The 14,792-nt window shown below is 59.3% G+C and carries 18 protein-coding genes; 14 read left to right on the forward strand and 4 right to left on the reverse strand.

Annotated features, from left to right (window positions below; genetic code table 11):
• The first annotated feature begins 31 nt into the window (after positions 1–31).
• The 3 genes from cobA to AT6N2_RS10665 all read left to right on the forward strand — a co-directional run bounded on the left by cobA (position 32) and on the right by AT6N2_RS10665 (position 3,581).
• The gene (cobA, locus tag AT6N2_RS10655; protein WP_209086600.1) at positions 32–820 is read left to right on the forward strand and encodes a uroporphyrinogen-III C-methyltransferase; all 789 of its coding nucleotides are present in this window, start codon (positions 32–34) and stop codon (positions 818–820) included.
• Positions 817–2,133 (forward strand): cobyrinate a,c-diamide synthase, encoded by a 1,317-nt coding sequence (locus AT6N2_RS10660; protein WP_209086603.1) that lies wholly within the window; start codon positions 817–819, stop codon positions 2,131–2,133. Before cobA ends, AT6N2_RS10660 begins: the two co-directional genes overlap by 4 nt.
• Before the next feature lie 206 nt (positions 2,134–2,339).
• A complete protein-coding gene (locus AT6N2_RS10665) occupies positions 2,340–3,581 on the forward strand; it encodes a cytochrome-c peroxidase (RefSeq protein WP_209086606.1) in 1,242 nt (413 codons plus the stop codon).
• On the opposite strand, the gene leuB is transcribed toward AT6N2_RS10665, so the two are convergent.
• From leuB to AT6N2_RS10680, 3 genes are all read right to left on the reverse strand, one after another.
• Positions 3,562–4,674 (reverse strand): 3-isopropylmalate dehydrogenase, encoded by a 1,113-nt coding sequence (gene leuB, locus AT6N2_RS10670; RefSeq protein WP_209086609.1) that lies wholly within the window; start codon positions 4,672–4,674, stop codon positions 3,562–3,564. The two genes, AT6N2_RS10665 and leuB, sit on opposite strands and share 20 nt — an antisense overlap.
• A 216-nt stretch (positions 4,675–4,890) precedes the next feature.
• On the reverse strand, positions 4,891–5,496 hold the full coding sequence (gene leuD, locus AT6N2_RS10675) for a 3-isopropylmalate dehydratase small subunit (protein ID WP_144578324.1): 606 nt from the start codon (positions 5,494–5,496) through the stop codon (positions 4,891–4,893).
• A 161-nt stretch (positions 5,497–5,657) separates the two neighbouring features.
• On the reverse strand, positions 5,658–5,888 hold the full coding sequence (locus AT6N2_RS10680; RefSeq protein ID WP_063951517.1) for a hypothetical protein: 231 nt from the start codon (positions 5,886–5,888) through the stop codon (positions 5,658–5,660).
• Between the two features lie 109 nt (positions 5,889–5,997).
• Between AT6N2_RS10680 and AT6N2_RS10685 the strand changes: the two genes are divergently transcribed.
• Together AT6N2_RS10685 and AT6N2_RS10690 are read left to right on the forward strand one after the other, a co-directional pair.
• Complete coding sequence (locus AT6N2_RS10685; protein ID WP_209086612.1) at positions 5,998–6,909, forward strand: HpcH/HpaI aldolase/citrate lyase family protein; 912 nt, start codon at positions 5,998–6,000, stop codon at positions 6,907–6,909.
• On the forward strand, positions 6,906–7,112 hold the full coding sequence (locus AT6N2_RS10690; RefSeq protein WP_063951515.1) for a DUF1737 domain-containing protein: 207 nt from the start codon (positions 6,906–6,908) through the stop codon (positions 7,110–7,112). Before AT6N2_RS10685 ends, AT6N2_RS10690 begins: the two co-directional genes overlap by 4 nt.
• Positions 7,113–7,131: 19 nt before the next feature.
• Here the strand turns inward: AT6N2_RS10690 and AT6N2_RS10695 are convergent, their stop codons facing one another.
• Entirely contained in the window at positions 7,132–7,572 is a 441-nt protein-coding gene (locus AT6N2_RS10695) for a metallopeptidase family protein (protein WP_063951514.1), read from the reverse strand.
• A 329-nt stretch (positions 7,573–7,901) separates the two neighbouring features.
• On the opposite strand from AT6N2_RS10695, the gene rplU reads away from it, so the two are divergent.
• From rplU to rsfS, 9 genes are all read left to right on the forward strand, one after another.
• The gene (gene rplU, locus AT6N2_RS10700; protein ID WP_003492690.1) at positions 7,902–8,216 is read left to right on the forward strand and encodes a 50S ribosomal protein L21; all 315 of its coding nucleotides are present in this window, start codon (positions 7,902–7,904) and stop codon (positions 8,214–8,216) included.
• Between the two features lie 40 nt (positions 8,217–8,256).
• Positions 8,257–8,526: a 50S ribosomal protein L27 gene (rpmA, locus tag AT6N2_RS10705; RefSeq protein WP_003492686.1), complete on the forward strand. Its 270-nt coding sequence runs from the start codon at positions 8,257–8,259 to the stop codon at positions 8,524–8,526.
• Positions 8,527–8,657: 131 nt separating this feature from the next.
• The gene (locus tag AT6N2_RS10710) at positions 8,658–9,290 is read left to right on the forward strand and encodes a GNAT family N-acetyltransferase (RefSeq protein WP_004444125.1); all 633 of its coding nucleotides are present in this window, start codon (positions 8,658–8,660) and stop codon (positions 9,288–9,290) included.
• The gene (locus AT6N2_RS10715) at positions 9,287–9,877 is read left to right on the forward strand and encodes a GNAT family N-acetyltransferase (RefSeq protein WP_144578318.1); all 591 of its coding nucleotides are present in this window, start codon (positions 9,287–9,289) and stop codon (positions 9,875–9,877) included. Before AT6N2_RS10710 ends, AT6N2_RS10715 begins: the two co-directional genes overlap by 4 nt.
• Before the next feature lie 213 nt (positions 9,878–10,090).
• Positions 10,091–11,158, forward strand: a complete 1,068-nt coding sequence (gene obgE, locus AT6N2_RS10720) for a GTPase ObgE (protein ID WP_063951511.1) — start codon at positions 10,091–10,093, stop codon at positions 11,156–11,158.
• Positions 11,155–12,324 carry a glutamate 5-kinase gene (gene proB, locus AT6N2_RS10725; protein WP_063951510.1) on the forward strand — a complete coding sequence of 390 codons (1,170 nt, stop codon included), beginning with the start codon at positions 11,155–11,157 and terminating at the stop codon, positions 12,322–12,324. The genes obgE and proB overlap by 4 nt, the downstream gene beginning before the upstream one ends.
• Complete coding sequence (locus tag AT6N2_RS10730) at positions 12,317–13,603, forward strand: glutamate-5-semialdehyde dehydrogenase (RefSeq protein WP_209086615.1); 1,287 nt, start codon at positions 12,317–12,319, stop codon at positions 13,601–13,603. Before proB ends, AT6N2_RS10730 begins: the two co-directional genes overlap by 8 nt.
• 42 nt (positions 13,604–13,645) lie before the next feature.
• Positions 13,646–14,230 (forward strand): nicotinate-nucleotide adenylyltransferase, encoded by a 585-nt coding sequence (locus AT6N2_RS10735; protein ID WP_404496078.1) that lies wholly within the window; start codon positions 13,646–13,648, stop codon positions 14,228–14,230.
• 69 nt (positions 14,231–14,299) lie between these two features.
• The gene (rsfS, locus tag AT6N2_RS10740) at positions 14,300–14,788 is read left to right on the forward strand and encodes a ribosome silencing factor (protein WP_077225196.1); all 489 of its coding nucleotides are present in this window, start codon (positions 14,300–14,302) and stop codon (positions 14,786–14,788) included.
• The last annotated feature ends 4 nt before the right edge of the window (positions 14,789–14,792 follow it).

A 14,792-nucleotide genomic window follows, 5' to 3' on the forward strand; every position in this document is an offset into this window, starting at 1 on the left:
TTCAGTCATCGTTAAAAAGCAGCCGGGAAGAATGTCGATACCGAAGATCATAAACAGCATCGCCGCAAACAGCCCCGTTTTCGAGAGCGGGCACGTCTGGCTGGCAGGCGCCGGGCCGGGTGATGTGCGGTATCTGACGCTGGAAGTGGCGCTGGCGCTCTCCCAGGCCGACGTCATCGTGCGCGATGCGCTGGTCAGTGATGATGTCGTTGCCCTTGGGCCGCAGGCCGAGATCGTTTTTGCCGGCAAAAGGGGCGGTAAGCCTTCCGCGACACAGGACAATATCACTGCGTCGTTGATCGATTTTGCCCGGCAGGGAAAGAAGGTCTTGCGGCTGAAGGGCGGTGATCCGTTCGTTTTCGGACGTGGGGGTGAAGAAGCAGAGGCGCTTGTTGCCGCCGACATCCCTTTTCGTATTCTGCCTGGCATGACGTCCTCCTTCACCGCCCTTGCGTCAGCGCGAATTCCAGCGACGATGCGCGGCATCAGCCGCGCCGTGACGCTGGCAACCGGCCATGCAGCGGGCACAGAAGAGGACCTCGATTGGCTGGCACTGGCGAAGACCCGCGAACCCATCGTCGTTTACATGGGGCTCAAGAATATCGGGACGATTGCCGGGCTTCTGATGCAGGGTGGACGTTCCGGCGACACGCCGGTCGCGGTCATCATGTCCGCCACCACTCCGCAGGAGCGGATATTCATCGGAAAGCTGGAGAGCATAGCTGACGATGCAATCCGGGAAAATTTCGAAGCGCCGGCTTTGATCGTTATCGGCGAGATCGTTTCGATGCGGTCGCGCCTCGGGGTTTTCGGTTCATGACGGCGCGGGCAATCATCATTGGCGCTCCACGCTCCGGCTCAGGCAAGACAAGCGTGACGATCGGCCTGCTTCGCGCTTTTGCCCGACGCGGCATCAAGGTGCGCGGCATCAAGACCGGCCCGGATTACATCGATCCGGGGTTCCACGCTTTTGCGACAGGCACACCTGGCCTTAATCTCGATAGCTGGGCCATGCAGCCGGACTTGCTGTGCTATCTGTTTTCCGAACAGACAGGGGATGCGGAGCTTGTTCTCATTGAAAGCGCCATGGGCCTGTTCGACGGCATCCCGGGAGCGGAAAATCGCACCGGATCGGCGGCGGATCTGGCGCGGCTCTTCGGCATTCCCGTGCTTCTGGTGCTGGATGTGTCCGGCCAGTCGCAAACGGCGGCCGCCATTGCTCATGGCTTTGCCCACTACGATCCTGCGGTGACCATGGCCGCCGTTGTGTTGAACCGGGCGGGCAGCGAAAGACACCGGACGTTGTGCACGGAGGCTATCGAAAAGATCGGCCTTCCCGTCGCCGGATGTGTGCTGAGAGACCCGTCGCTCGTCCTTCCTGAACGACATCTGGGGTTGGTACAGGCCAGCGAACATCCGGAAATTGAAGCCCACATCGAACGGCTGGCGGATGTGATGGAGAAGTCCATCGATCTCGACGTTCTGCTGTCCCTTGCGGCACCGGTGAATGTTCCTGCCGGCTCGGGAGAGATGGCCATCGCTCCGCCCGGCCAGCGCATTGCCCTGGCCGAGGATGCAGCGTTCACCTTTCTCTATCCGCACATTAAAGCGCATTGGCGCGCGGCAGGTGCAGAGATCATTCCGTTTTCGCCGCTTGCGGACGAGGCGCCCGACGCCAGCTGTGATATCTGCTGGCTGCCGGGCGGTTATCCCGAGCTTCATGCCGGCAAGCTCGCCGATGCCGCTGGTTTCAAGGCGGGGATCGCCAGATTTGCTGCGGCAAAGCCTGTTCATGGCGAGTGCGGCGGTTACATGGTGCTCGGCGAGGCGCTGGAGGATGCCGACGGCGTCAACCACCCGATGACCGGGCTTCTGTCGCATGCCACCAGCTTTGCCACGCGCAAGATGAACCTTGGCTACCGGCAGGCGACTATTGCGGCAGATGGGCCGCTTGGTACGGCTGGTGTTGTGCTGCGCGGCCACGAATTTCATTACGCCCGCGTCACCGATCCCGGTCGTGATGAGCCATTTGCCCAGATTGCCGATGGGCAGGGCCGGCCGCTCGGGCCATCGGGCGGCAGGAGAGGAAGTGTCTCCGGCACATTTTTCCACGCGATCGCCAGAGGCAATTGATGAACTGAATCGGTGCGGCTGCGGCAAAGTGGAGCGCCCAGCGAAAGTTTCTATGTGCCGATCACGGGAAAGTGCTATAGGTCTGCAAGAGCCTATGGGGAACCGCGGTATTGCGTTCTTCGTGGCCGGTGACGGTGAGCGACTAGGCCCACTGCATTGTCCAACCCGAAATTGATATCGCGCATTTATATCGAGCGTGCCTGCCTATGGTCAAACCCGGTTTTCTCGTCTTTGCCGTCCTTGTTATGAGCATCTCGATGGTGCCAGTCGGCCATTCAGCGATGGATGCCCACGGGGGCGAGGACTATGCGACACTGGAAAAGCTCGGCGCGGCGCTCTTCGACGATCCCAATCTTTCGATGAACCGGACGATGGCCTGTTCCACCTGCCATATGCAGGCCGCCGGCTTTTCCGATGCGCGGGAGAGCGACAAGGTGGGGCGGGATGTCTCGCTCGGTGATGACGGTATCTCGCTTGGCGATCGCAATGCGCCAACGGCAGCCTACGCGAAGTTCACGCCACCTTTCGGCAAGAATGCAGCAGGAGAGTATGTCGGCGGACAATTCTGGGACGGTCGCGCCTCGCAGCTCGAGGATCAAGCGGGCGGGCCACCGCTCAACCCTATCGAAATGGGCATGCCGGACAAGGCATCCGTCGTCAAACGTCTGAAGGAAAACCCCGACTATGTCGCGGCCTTCGGCACGCAGTTCGGCAAGGATGTGTTCCAGAGCGACGAAACCGCCTATGCCGCGATGACCAGGGCGCTGGCGAGCTTCGAGCGTTCGGCCGAATTCTCAACCTTCGATTCCAAATATGACCGTTTCCTGCGCGGCGAAGAAAAGCTTACCGATCAGGAGGAACTGGGTCGCGTGCTGATTTCCTCGACGCAGTTCACCAATTGCAATACCTGCCACGAAATCCGTGGTGCCAAGGGTCTGGAAGACGGCCTCTTCACCAACCACAAATATTTCAACATCGGTGTGCCTGCCAATACATCCGTCAGGGCTGCGAATGGTTCGAAGCCTGGCGCAGTCGATCTCGGTCTGGCGCAGAACCCCGCCGTCGCCGGCGATCCTGCCCAGCGCGGCAAGTTCAAGGTGCCGACGCTGCGCAACGTCGCCGTGACCGGTCCTTACATGCACAATGGTGTGTTCAAGGATTTGCGCACGGTCGTGCTGTTCTATGTGAAATATAAGAGCAAAAAGCCCAGCCGTCAGATCAATCCGGAAACCGGCAAGACCTGGGATGCACCCGAGGTCCCTGAGAATATCGCCATGACGGAGCTGACATCGGCACCGGCGCTGGATGATAAGCGGGTGAACGCCATCGTGGCATTTCTGAAGACGCTGACCGACAGGCGTTACGAGCATCTTCTCCCGAAGGAAGATGGGCAGGCGACCGTGCCGCCTGCCCAGCCTGTTTCAAATCTTATGCCGAAAGCGCCTTGAATTCGGCCAGAACCGCGTCGCCCATCTCGGCGGTGCTGACCTGACGGGAACCATCGGCCATGATGTCGGCCGTTCGGATGCCCTGGTCGAGCACATTCGCAATCGCCGTCTCCAGTCTGGAAGCTTCGTCTACCATGCTAAACGAGTAGCGAAGGCACATGGCGAAGGAGGCGATCATGGCAATCGGGTTGGCAATGCCCTTGCCGGCAATGTCGGGTGCCGAGCCGTGGACCGGCTCGTACATGGCCTTGCGCTTGCCCGTCTTGGCGTCGGGGGCACCAAGCGAAGCGGACGGCAGCATGCCGAGCGAGCCTGTCAGCATGGCGGCAACGTCTGAGAGCATATCGCCAAACAGATTGTCGGTGACGATCACGTCGAACTGCTTGGGTTTGCGCACCAGCTGCATGCCGCCGGCATCCGCCAGCATATGCTCCAGCTGCACGTCCTTGTACTTGGCGGCGTGGGTTTCGGTGACGACCTGGTTCCACAACACGCCCGATTTCATGACGTTGCGCTTCTCCATCGAGCAGACGCGGTTATCGCGGGTGCGGGCCAGTTCGAAAGCGACGCTGGCGATACGCTCGATCTCGAAAGTGTCGTAGATCTGCGTATCGATGCCGCGCTTCTGGCCGTTGCCGAGATCGATGATCTGCTTCGGTTCACCGAAGTAGACGCCGCCTGTCAGCTCGCGGACGATGAGGATGTCGAGGCCTTCGACTAGTTCCGGCTTCAGCGACGAGGCGGATGCGAGCGCGGGATAGCAGATGGCCGGCCGCAGATTGGCGAACAGTTCGAGATCCTTGCGCAGGCGCAGCAGGCCGGCTTCCGGACGATGCTCATAGGGAACGCCATCCCATTTCGGACCGCCGACGGCGCCGAACAGGATTGCATCGGCGGCAAGCGCCTTTTCCATATCCGCATCGGAAATCGCCACACCATGGGCGTCGTAAGCCGAACCACCGACGAGGCCTTCCGAAACGGTGAAACCTGCATTGTGCGCGCTGTTCATATAGTCGATCAGCTTGCGGACCTCGGCCATGGCTTCAGGGCCGATACCATCACCGGGTAGCAGGAAAAGCGAACGGACTGTCATGGGGACCCCTCCTTGGGCGCACGCCTGAAGGACCGGGTGGGTCTTTCGATTGCGGCGAGCGCGGCGTCAAACTCGTTTGCGTCCATGCCAGAGCGTGTCATCGGCCGGACGGTTCGACGGCTTCTTATCTCCGCCTCAGGGGCTTTTCAAGCAAAGCAAAAGCCGATCCGGTACGGTTTTGTACAGGATCGGCTTTTTCAAAGGCGTCGAACAGGCTCAGGCCCAGGGGCGGGCCGAGGCATTGGTCTTTTCAAACGTATCGATGGCGCCCGCATGCTCAAGCGTCAGGCCGATATCGTCGAGACCGTTCAGCATGCAATGGCGTTTGAACTCATCGATCTCAAAGGTGATCGTGCCGCCATCGGGGCCGCTGATTTCCTGACGCTCCAGGTCGATCGAAAGAACGGCGTTCGATCCGCGGGAAGCGTCGTCCAGCAGCTTTTCGAGGTTTTCCGGGCTGACGACGACAGGCAGGATGCCGTTCTTGAAACAGTTATTGTAGAAGATGTCGGCGAAGCTGGTGGAGATGACGCAGCGTATGCCGAAATCCAGAAGCGCCCACGGCGCATGCTCGCGCGACGAACCGCAGCCGAAATTGTCGCCAGCGACGAGAATCTGAGCATTTTGATAGGCGGGCTTGTTCAGGACGAAATCCGGATTAGGCGAGCCGTCCTCAAGATAACGCGACTCGGCAAAAAGGCCTTTGCCAAGGCCGGTGCGCTTGATGGTTTTCAGATAGTCTTTCGGAATGATCATATCGGTGTCGATATTGACCACCGGCATGGGCGCGGCGACGCCCGTCAGCTTGGTGAATTTTTCCATCTGTCGCTTTCCGTGTTTACCATGAACGGTTCTAGAGCCAGCGGCGGCTTCCCGACGTTCAAGCCTCGAATTACTCTAAAACGCGGAACTTTAGAAGCGCAAACAGGGGCTCTTCGGTACGCCGTATGGGGCGCACCGGCATTTTTCCCGGTTAACCGACCTTAGAGATCGATGATGGTGCCCTTGCCGTCGTTCCAGACGCGCATGTCGCGCTGGTTGCGGGTCTTGACCGGAATGGGAGCTGGTTTCAGACGCGCGGTCAGAATCCGGGCTGCGCTGATAACCGCGAGCACGCCGATGAAAGCCACCGTGAGCGAGGCCGTGAAAAGAGCCGCCATGGCAAGAATTGCGATACCGGAGGCGGCGATGAAAAATGAACGGATGCCTTGCATGATTCAACCTTTCTTTCCAGACGAATGTGGGCCTTCTTCTTCCGGCTTGCAAGAGGATTCGGTGGATTGTCAGCTTGCAGATGTCACAAAAGCTTGACACAAGTGCGGCATGGTCAGTTTTTCAGAAAATATTCTTGCGAGACCGCGCCGTTCCATTCTCTCTGTGCCGGCGATCAACGAACGCGCGCTGGAGAAGATCCCGACGCTCGACTGTGACGCCTTCATCCTCGATCTCGAGGATTCCGTTGCTCCCGAGATGAAGGGGAAGGCCCGGGATAATCTTGAAAAGCTGTTCTCGCAGCGATCGTTCGGTCTGGGGGAAGCGGTCATCCGCATCAATCCGCTTTCAACACCGGATGGGAGAGCGGATCTGCAGTTGGTCCTCTCTTGCAAGCCGGATGCGGTGCTGTTGCCGAAGGTGGAGCAGCCTGCTGCCATCCATGATCTGGCCGATCTGCTGTCCGAGGCCGATGCGCCTGAGGCGCTGAAAATCTGGGCCATGATCGAGACGCCTCTTGGTGTTCTGAACGCCACGTCAATCGCGGATGCTGCGCACACGCCGGATTCGCGGCTTGAAGCCTTTGTCATCGGTCTTAACGATCTGCGCAAGGAAACACGGGTTTCGGCCGGGGCGGGCCGCACCTACCTCGTTCCGTGGATGATGCAGGTCGTGCTTGCCGCCCGTGCCTACGGTCTGGATGTCATCGACAGCGTGTCGAATGATTTTCGCGATATGGAAGCTTTCGAAGCTGAATGTGAACAGGGTCGAGCCATGGGCTTCGACGGCAAGATGCTGATCCATCCTGCCCAGATTGACGCCGCCAATCGCCATTTCGGTCCGGATGAGACGGCGATAAGGGATGCACGCCAGATCATTGCCGCTTTCACAACGCCCGAATCTGTGGAATTGAACGTCATCAACATGAACGGACGCATGATCGAGCGGCTGCATGTGGCTGAGGCCGAGAGGCTGGTCGCCATGGCCGATATCATCGCCGCGAGAAAGGAAAAAGAGACGTGAAGGTCTATCGTTTCATCACCGGCCCTGACGACGCCAAATTTTGTCATCGCGTTACCGAAGCCTTGAACAAGGGCTGGGAACTGGCGGGTTCACCAAGCTATGCATTCAATGCGGCAGCAGGTGTCATGCATTGCGGCCAGGCGGTGACCAAGGTCGTCGAGGGCAAGGAATACCATCCGGACATGAAGCTCGGAGAGCAATAACTGATGGTAGCCGCCCCGATCAGCGATCGGCGGCGGCCTCGTCGGCGCTTTCTTCGATGCGTTCCATGTCGTCATCCGACAGGCCGAAATGATGGCCGATTTCATGGATGAGGACATGGGTGATGATATCGCCAAGCGTCTCCTCGTTCTCGGCCCAATAGTCGAGAATGGGGCGGCGATACAGCGTGATACGGTTTACCATCTCGCCGGTTTCCATGGTGAAACGCTCGGAGATGCCGCGCCCCTCGAAAAGGCCGAGCAGGTCGAATGGCGTTTCGAGCGCCATGTCCTCGAACACGTCGTCGGTCGGAAAATCGGCGATCTCGATGATGAGATCCTTGGTCAGTGCGCGAAATTCTTCCGGCAGGTGGCCATATGCCTCGATCGCCAGCGACTCAAAGGCGGAAAGTGTCGGCGCGTGGCGGTCCCGCCAATCGTCGGTCTTGTCTATGCGGGCCATTTCTGCTCCTTGTTGGAAGGCCCATATAAACACTTGCTGAACAAATTTCGAGACCTGACTGCCGCACCTGCCGAAAAAGCATGAAATTCTCGGCATTACAGTTACTTTTCAAGCCGTCTTCATCTTGACATAAACCGGCGTCTCGCGTAATCGGCACCCAAATTGATGGCGTAGTGCGCCTTCTGTTTATGCCGCCTTTCAAATGGCGGTTTCACCGGCAGACATTCCACGGGCATTCGGCCCTGACGGATTTCCGCTACTCCGACTGATAAAAAGACGGCCAGCTTGCTTTGGCGGGCAGAGCCGGAACGAACATGAAAGGATAAAAAATGTTCGCAGTCATCAAGACCGGCGGTAAGCAGTACCGCGTAGCGGCCGACGCCGTGCTGACCATCGAAAAGCTGGAAGCAGAGGCAGGCGCAACTGTAGAATTCACCGAAGTTCTCGTTGTTGGCGAAGGTGCCGACGCCAAGTTCGGTGCTCCCTTCGTCAAGGGTGCCATCGTCAAGGCTGAAGTTGTCGAGCACAACCGCGGCAAGAAGGTCATCGCCTTCAAGAAGCGTCGTCGTCAGAACTCCAAGCGTTCGCGCGGCCATCGTCAGCATCACACTGTCGTCCGCATCACGGACATCGTTGCTGCCTAATCGGCGCGACACGGGAAACAAGGTTTAAAGGAGAACTCCAATGGCACACAAAAAAGCTGGCGGTTCCTCGCGTAACGGTCGCGATTCCGAATCCAAGCGCCTTGGCGTAAAGAAGTTCGGCGGCGAAGCTGTCATTCCAGGCAACATTATTCTGCGTCAGCGCGGCACGCAGTGGCATCCGGGCGCCAATGTTGGCATCGGCAAGGACCACACGATTTTCGCACTGACCGCAGGTAACGTGAACTTCCGTACGAAGGCCAATGGCCGCGTATTCGTATCCGTGGCACCGAAAGCGGAAGCCGCAGAATAAGCCGGTAAGCGTCATATGCAGCCGGTGTCCCATCGACCCGGCTGAGACGTATCAGGTTCAGTCAAGAAAACAGGGGAGATGGGGCACCACCCAACTCCCCTTTTTCTTTAACCTCATGGAGGGACTGAACCATGCAAGCTGAATTGTTGAGGGTCGACCAATCACGGTCACCCGAAGAGCGGCCTAGGCCCGATCGGTCGAGGAGCGATTGCCCCGTTTTACTGTCGCAGAGGCTGGTTTTACGCAAGCCCCACGAAGAAGACATCGACGCCCTTGCCCATCTTGCCAACAATGCCAATATCGCGACCATGGTGTCGCGTATGCCGCACCCCTACACGGCCAAAGACGCCGCGGATTTTGTGCGACGCTCCAAAGCTGGCGAGATTGGCAAGTGCGTCTATGCAATTACCCGCATGGACAATGGCGAGTTTCTGGGCTGCTGCGCGCTCGAGCCCCAGGAAGACGAAAAGACGCTGGAGATCGGTTACTGGCTGGGTGAACCCTACTGGAACCGTGGCTACATGACGGAAGCGGCGCATGCGCTGATTGACATGGCCTTCCGCACACGTGAAATCGATCAGATCGATGCGCGGTGCCGGGTGACCAACATCCCGTCGCGTCGCGTCATCCAGAAGTGCGGGTTCCAGTTTCAGGGATCCGGCATGGTCGGTTCGCTGGCGCTGGGCGGCATGGTCCCGGTTGAATGGTACCGGCTGGACCGCAAGACCTGGGTTTCGCTGAAGAGCTGGGGGGACATGGGATGAGCACGCTCGAACTGACCCATCGGCGGGCCGCTGCGACCGTTGCGCCGCCCGGCCCCTGCCCCGTCATCGAAACAAAGCGTCTGGTGCTGCGGCCGCAGCGGCTTTCCGATGCCGGCAGCATTGCGGAAACGCTTGGTGATTTCGCGGTCACCAGGATGCTGGCCCGCGTTCCTGCGCCCTATCACAAGCAGGACGCACTGGAATGGCTGGTGCTGCGTACATCTGGCACCCTGCCCGACTGGGATTTCGCCATCACCAGCGGTGACGATACCCTGATCGGCGTTGTCTCCGTGGAATTGCGGCACGGCGGCTGGCATCTCGGCTACTGGCTGAACCGCTTCTACTGGGGCAAGGGCTACATGACCGAAGCTGTCGCCGCCGTGGTTGAGCGGTTTTTCCGGCGCATGCCCGGAGTGGCTCTGCATTCCGGCGTGTTTGCGGATAACCCCGCTTCGCTGCGTGTGCAGGAGAAACTCGGCTTCCGGGTGACCGGTTGCCACCAGATCTATGCCACGGCGCGCGCCGCGATGGTGGCGCATATCGATACGGTGATCACGGCTGAGGACTTCATCCGGCCGCACCGCTGACACTGAGGAGCATCGGGCCGAAAACAGACAAGTTTTCGGCCCGATGCGTTAAGCGAAGCCGGTTTGATCAAAGCCGGCCTTGTCTCGCACAGGAGCTTCCCGCACGATAGTCTTTGACCTCGTGAAGAAGCGCTTGTATTCGAAACGACGATATTTTTGTTTGGCGCGGCACAATTGGATGGTGCGCCCGCAAACCGATAGAACGGCAGTCCGATGAAATTTCTCGATGAAGCAAAAGTCTATATCAAGTCCGGTGATGGCGGCGCAGGCGCCGTGTCCTTCCGGCGCGAAAAATTCATCGAATTCGGCGGCCCTGATGGTGGTGATGGTGGACGCGGCGGCGATGTCTGGGTCGAGGTCGTCAATGGCCTCAACACGTTGATCGACTTCCGCTTCCAGCAACATTTCAAGGCCTCGATCGGCCAGCACGGCATGGGCAAGACCCGTACCGGCGCAAAGGGTTCGGACGTGGTGCTGAAGGTGCCTGTCGGCACGCAGATTTTCGAAGAAGACAACGAGACGCTGATTGTCGACCTTACCAAGGAAGGCCAGCGTTTTCGCCTTGCGGCCGGCGGCAATGGCGGTTTCGGCAATGCCTATTTCAAGTCGTCGACCAATCAGGCGCCAACCCACGCCAATCCGGGTCTGCCTGGTGAGGAAAAGACGGTCTGGCTGCGGCTTAAGCTGATTGCCGATGCCGGTCTCGTCGGCCTGCCAAATGCGGGCAAGTCCACATTCCTTGCAACCGTGACACGCGCGCGGCCAAAGATTGCCAACTATCCGTTCACGACGCTGCATCCAAACCTTGGTGTCGCGACCATCGATGGCCGTGAATTCGTGCTGGCGGATATTCCCGGCCTGATCGAAGGGGCGCATGAGGGTGTGGGCATCGGTGACCGCTTCCTCGGCCATGTGGAGCGCACGCGTGTGCTGCTGCACCTCGTTTCCGCGCAGGAAGAAAAGGTCGGTAAGGCTTACAAAACTGTGAAGGCCGAACTGGACGCCTATGGTGGTGGCTTGACGGACAAGGCGGAGATCGTCGCGCTGTCGCAGATCGACGTGCTCGATGAAAAAGAGCTGAAAAAGAAGGCCAAGGAACTGGAAAAGGCCTGCGGCCGTCCGCCGCTTCTTCTGTCCGCTGCCGCGCATATCGGCATGACGGAAGCCCTTCGCGCCCTTCGCGACATTATCGTGTCTGCAAGCAATGGCGGCGAAACCGCCCTTCCCGACCGGTCCATGCCGCATGAGAGCGAGGTCGAAGAAGAGGACGACCGCCTATGAGTCTGACGCGCAAGCCGCTGGCGAGCCACCACCGGATCGTCATAAAGATCGGGTCGGCGCTTCTGGTGGACCGGAAAAGCGGCCTCAAAAAAGACTGGCTGGACGCCATCTGCGAGGATATCGCGGCGCTGAAGAAAAATGGTGCGGATGTTCAGGTCGTGTCTTCCGGCGCCATTGCACTTGGCCGCACCGTGCTCGGCCTGCCCTCGGGCGCGTTGAAGCTGGAGGAAAGCCAGGCGGCGGCGGCCGTCGGCCAGATTGCGCTCGCGCGGGCATGGTCGGAAAGCCTGTCGCGGCACGACATCGTTGCCGGCCAGATCCTACTGACGCTTTCCGATACTGAAGAGCGTCGCCGTTATCTCAATGCACGCGCCACCATCAACCAGTTGCTGAAGATCGGCGCCATTCCGATCATCAATGAAAACGACACCGTGGCCACCACAGAAATCCGTTATGGCGACAATGATCGCCTGGCGGCGCGTGTGGCGACCATGACGGGTGCCGATCTGCTGGTGCTGCTTTCGGATATTGACGGGCTCTATACGGCTCCCCCGCATCTTGATCCGGAAGCCAAGTTCCTCGAAACAATTGCCGATATCACCCCCGAAATCGAAGCCATGGCAGGCGGGGCAGCTTCCGAGCTTTCGCGCGGCGGCATGCGAACCAAGATCGATGCGGGCAAGATCGCAACCGCTGCCGGCTGCGGCATGATCATCGCGTCAGGCAAGACGCTCAACCCGCTGAAGGCCATTGAAAACGGCGCGCGTTCCTCCTGGTTCGCGCCTTCGGGTACGCCGGTGACGGCGCGCAAGACCTGGATCGCCGGGCAGTTGCAGCCCGCCGGCGAGATCCACGTGGACGCCGGTGCGGAGAAAGCGCTTTATGCCGGGAAAAGCTTGCTTCCCGCCGGTGTGCGGCAGGTGAAGGGCAATTTCGGACGAGGCGACGCTGTTGCGATTATCGGTTCGGAAGGTCGTGAGGTCGCGCGCGGTCTTGCCGGTTACGATGCCGAAGAAGCGCGTCTCATCATTGGCCACAAGTCCAACGAGATCGAGGCGATCCTCGGTTATGTCGGACGCGCAGCGATGATCCATCGCGACGACCTCGTCATGACCGGGGCCGCCGTGAAAGTTAAGAATGCAAAAAAGGATGAGGTCCATGCCTGAACAGGCCGTGAAGCAGAGCCACGACATTGAAGCACTGATGTTGACCATCGGCGCTCAGGCGAAAGCTGCTTCGCGACCGTTGTCCATCGCCGGAGCGGACCAGAAGAACCGCGCGCTGCTCGCCATGGCCGCCGCGATTGAGGCTTCGAAGGAAGCGATCCTTGCCGCTAACCGCAAAGATCTGGCCGCGGCGGATCAGGCAGGCCTTGCGCCCTCCTTCATCGACAGGTTGACACTCACCGATGCCCGGATTGCCGGTATAGCCGAAGGTATTCGCTCGGTCGCGGCGCTGCCCGATCCTGTCGGAGAAGTGATCGCCGCCTGGGATCGACCCAACGGGCTAAAGATCGAGCGCATACGCACGCCGCTTGGCGTTATCGGCGTGATCTATGAAAGCCGTCCGAATGTGACGGCGGATGCCGGCGCTTTGTGCCTCAAGGCCGGTAATGCCGTGATCCTTCGCGGCGGTTCGGATTCGCAGTATTCATCGCGTGCTATCCATGCCTGCCTTGTGGAGGGCTTGAAGATCGCCGGTCTTCCCGAGCACGCCATTCAGCTGGTGCCGGTGACCGATCGGGCAGCGGTTGGAGCGCTTCTCGGTGGCCTCAATGGCTCGGTTGACGTCATCGTGCCACGCGGCGGCAAGAGCCTCGTGGCCCGGGTACAGACGGAAGCCCGCGTGCCGGTCTTCGCGCATCTGGAAGGCATTTGCCACATCTATGTCGACAAATCCGCCGATCTGGACATGGCGAAACGCATCGTTGTCAACGCCAAGATGCGCCGCACCGGCATTTGCGGAGCTGCAGAGACGCTTCTGGTGGATGCCGCCGCCGTTGCCACCCATCTCGCACCGCTGGTCAAAGCTTTGATTGAAGCAGGTTGCGAAGTGCGCGGTTCGCAGGCGGTTCGCGATGTCGTTGACGGTCTGAAGGCTGCGACCGAAGAAGACTGGCGTACCGAATATCTCGATGCGATCATTTCGGTCACCGTGGTGGATGGCATTTCCGGTGCGATTGATCATATCGGCACCTATTCGTCCAATCACACGGAGGCAGTAATCGCTGAGGACCCATCCGTGGTCGAGCGGTTCTTCAACGAACTCGATTCGGCCATTCTGCTGCACAACGCCTCGACGCAATTTGCTGATGGCGGCGAATTCGGCATGGGCGCGGAAATCGGTATCGCCACAGGCAAGATGCACGCGCGGGGTCCCGTTGGCGTCGAGCAGCTGACGTCGTTCAAATACCGTGTGCATGGCACCGGCCAGACACGGACGTGATATTTGCCGGCTGATCAGCGCCTCGACAGACGTTATCTCACCATGCCGCATGTGGAGCGCGGCATGGTCGTCGGGCTTTTCGGTGGATCCTTCAATCCGCCGCACGCCGGCCATGCTCTTGTGGCGGAAATCGCACTGCGCAGGCTGGGTCTCGACCAGCTCTGGTGGATGGTGACGCCAGGTAATCCGTTAAAGAGCCGGTTGGAGCTGGCCTCCCTCGAAGATCGCATCGCTGCATGTGAAAAGCTTGTGCACGATCCTCGGATCAAGGTCACGGCTTTCGAAAAGTCGCTGGGCATAAGCTATACCGCTCATACGCTCGCCACGGTGAAGGCGAAAAATCCGCACGTGCGCTTTATCTGGGTCATGGGTGCGGATAATCTCAAGAGTTTCCACCACTGGCAGAAATGGCGCACCATCGCGGAGACTTTCCCGATTGCGGTGATCGATCGGCCGGGTTCGACGCTCTCCTACCTCTCCTCCACCATGGCGCAGGCCTTCAGCCAGGCGCGAATCGATGAGGACGATGCTGGTGTCTTGTGGAAGAAACCAGCGCCCGCATGGGTATTCATTCACGGACCGCGTTCCACGCTCAGCTCCACGGCGCTGCGTAACGGCCGTAAATGAAGGGGCCGATCACAAATGATGTATGTGACCGCCGTCGAAGGCTCCATATCTTGAAAAGTTAATGCTTTGATGCCACCTTTATTGTGTGACGCAGAGAATCGCGTTGCACAGTGCCTGTTTTGTCATTCTTTGAAAGGAAAACCTCTGACAACAGTACACGCCAAGGGAAGAGCATTTGTTGCTATCCCGAAGGGCCAGGACAGTGGCGCCGATGCCGCCGGCCACGCCCTCGAAACCGTCCTCGCGAGCCTCGAGGACTCCAAGGCTGAAGATATCGTTTCTCTCAACATTGCCGGAAAGTCGGCGCTTGCGGACTACATGGTTGTGGTTTCCGGGCGCTCGAACAGGCATGTGTCGGCGATCTGCGAGCATCTTCTCAAAGACATGAAAGATGAGGGGTTCGGCAATGCCCGCGTTGAAGGTCTCGAGACCGGAGATTGGGTGCTGATCGATACCGGCGATATCATCGTTCATGTGTTCCGACCGGAAATCCGCGCCTTCTATAACATTGAGAAAATGTGGGCGACGCCGGACATGCCGGAAGAGACGCTGCATTGACGCG

It is taken from the genome of Agrobacterium tumefaciens (genome assembly GCF_017726655.1).
Taxonomy (GTDB): Bacteria; Pseudomonadota; Alphaproteobacteria; order Rhizobiales; family Rhizobiaceae; genus Agrobacterium; species Agrobacterium tumefaciens_B.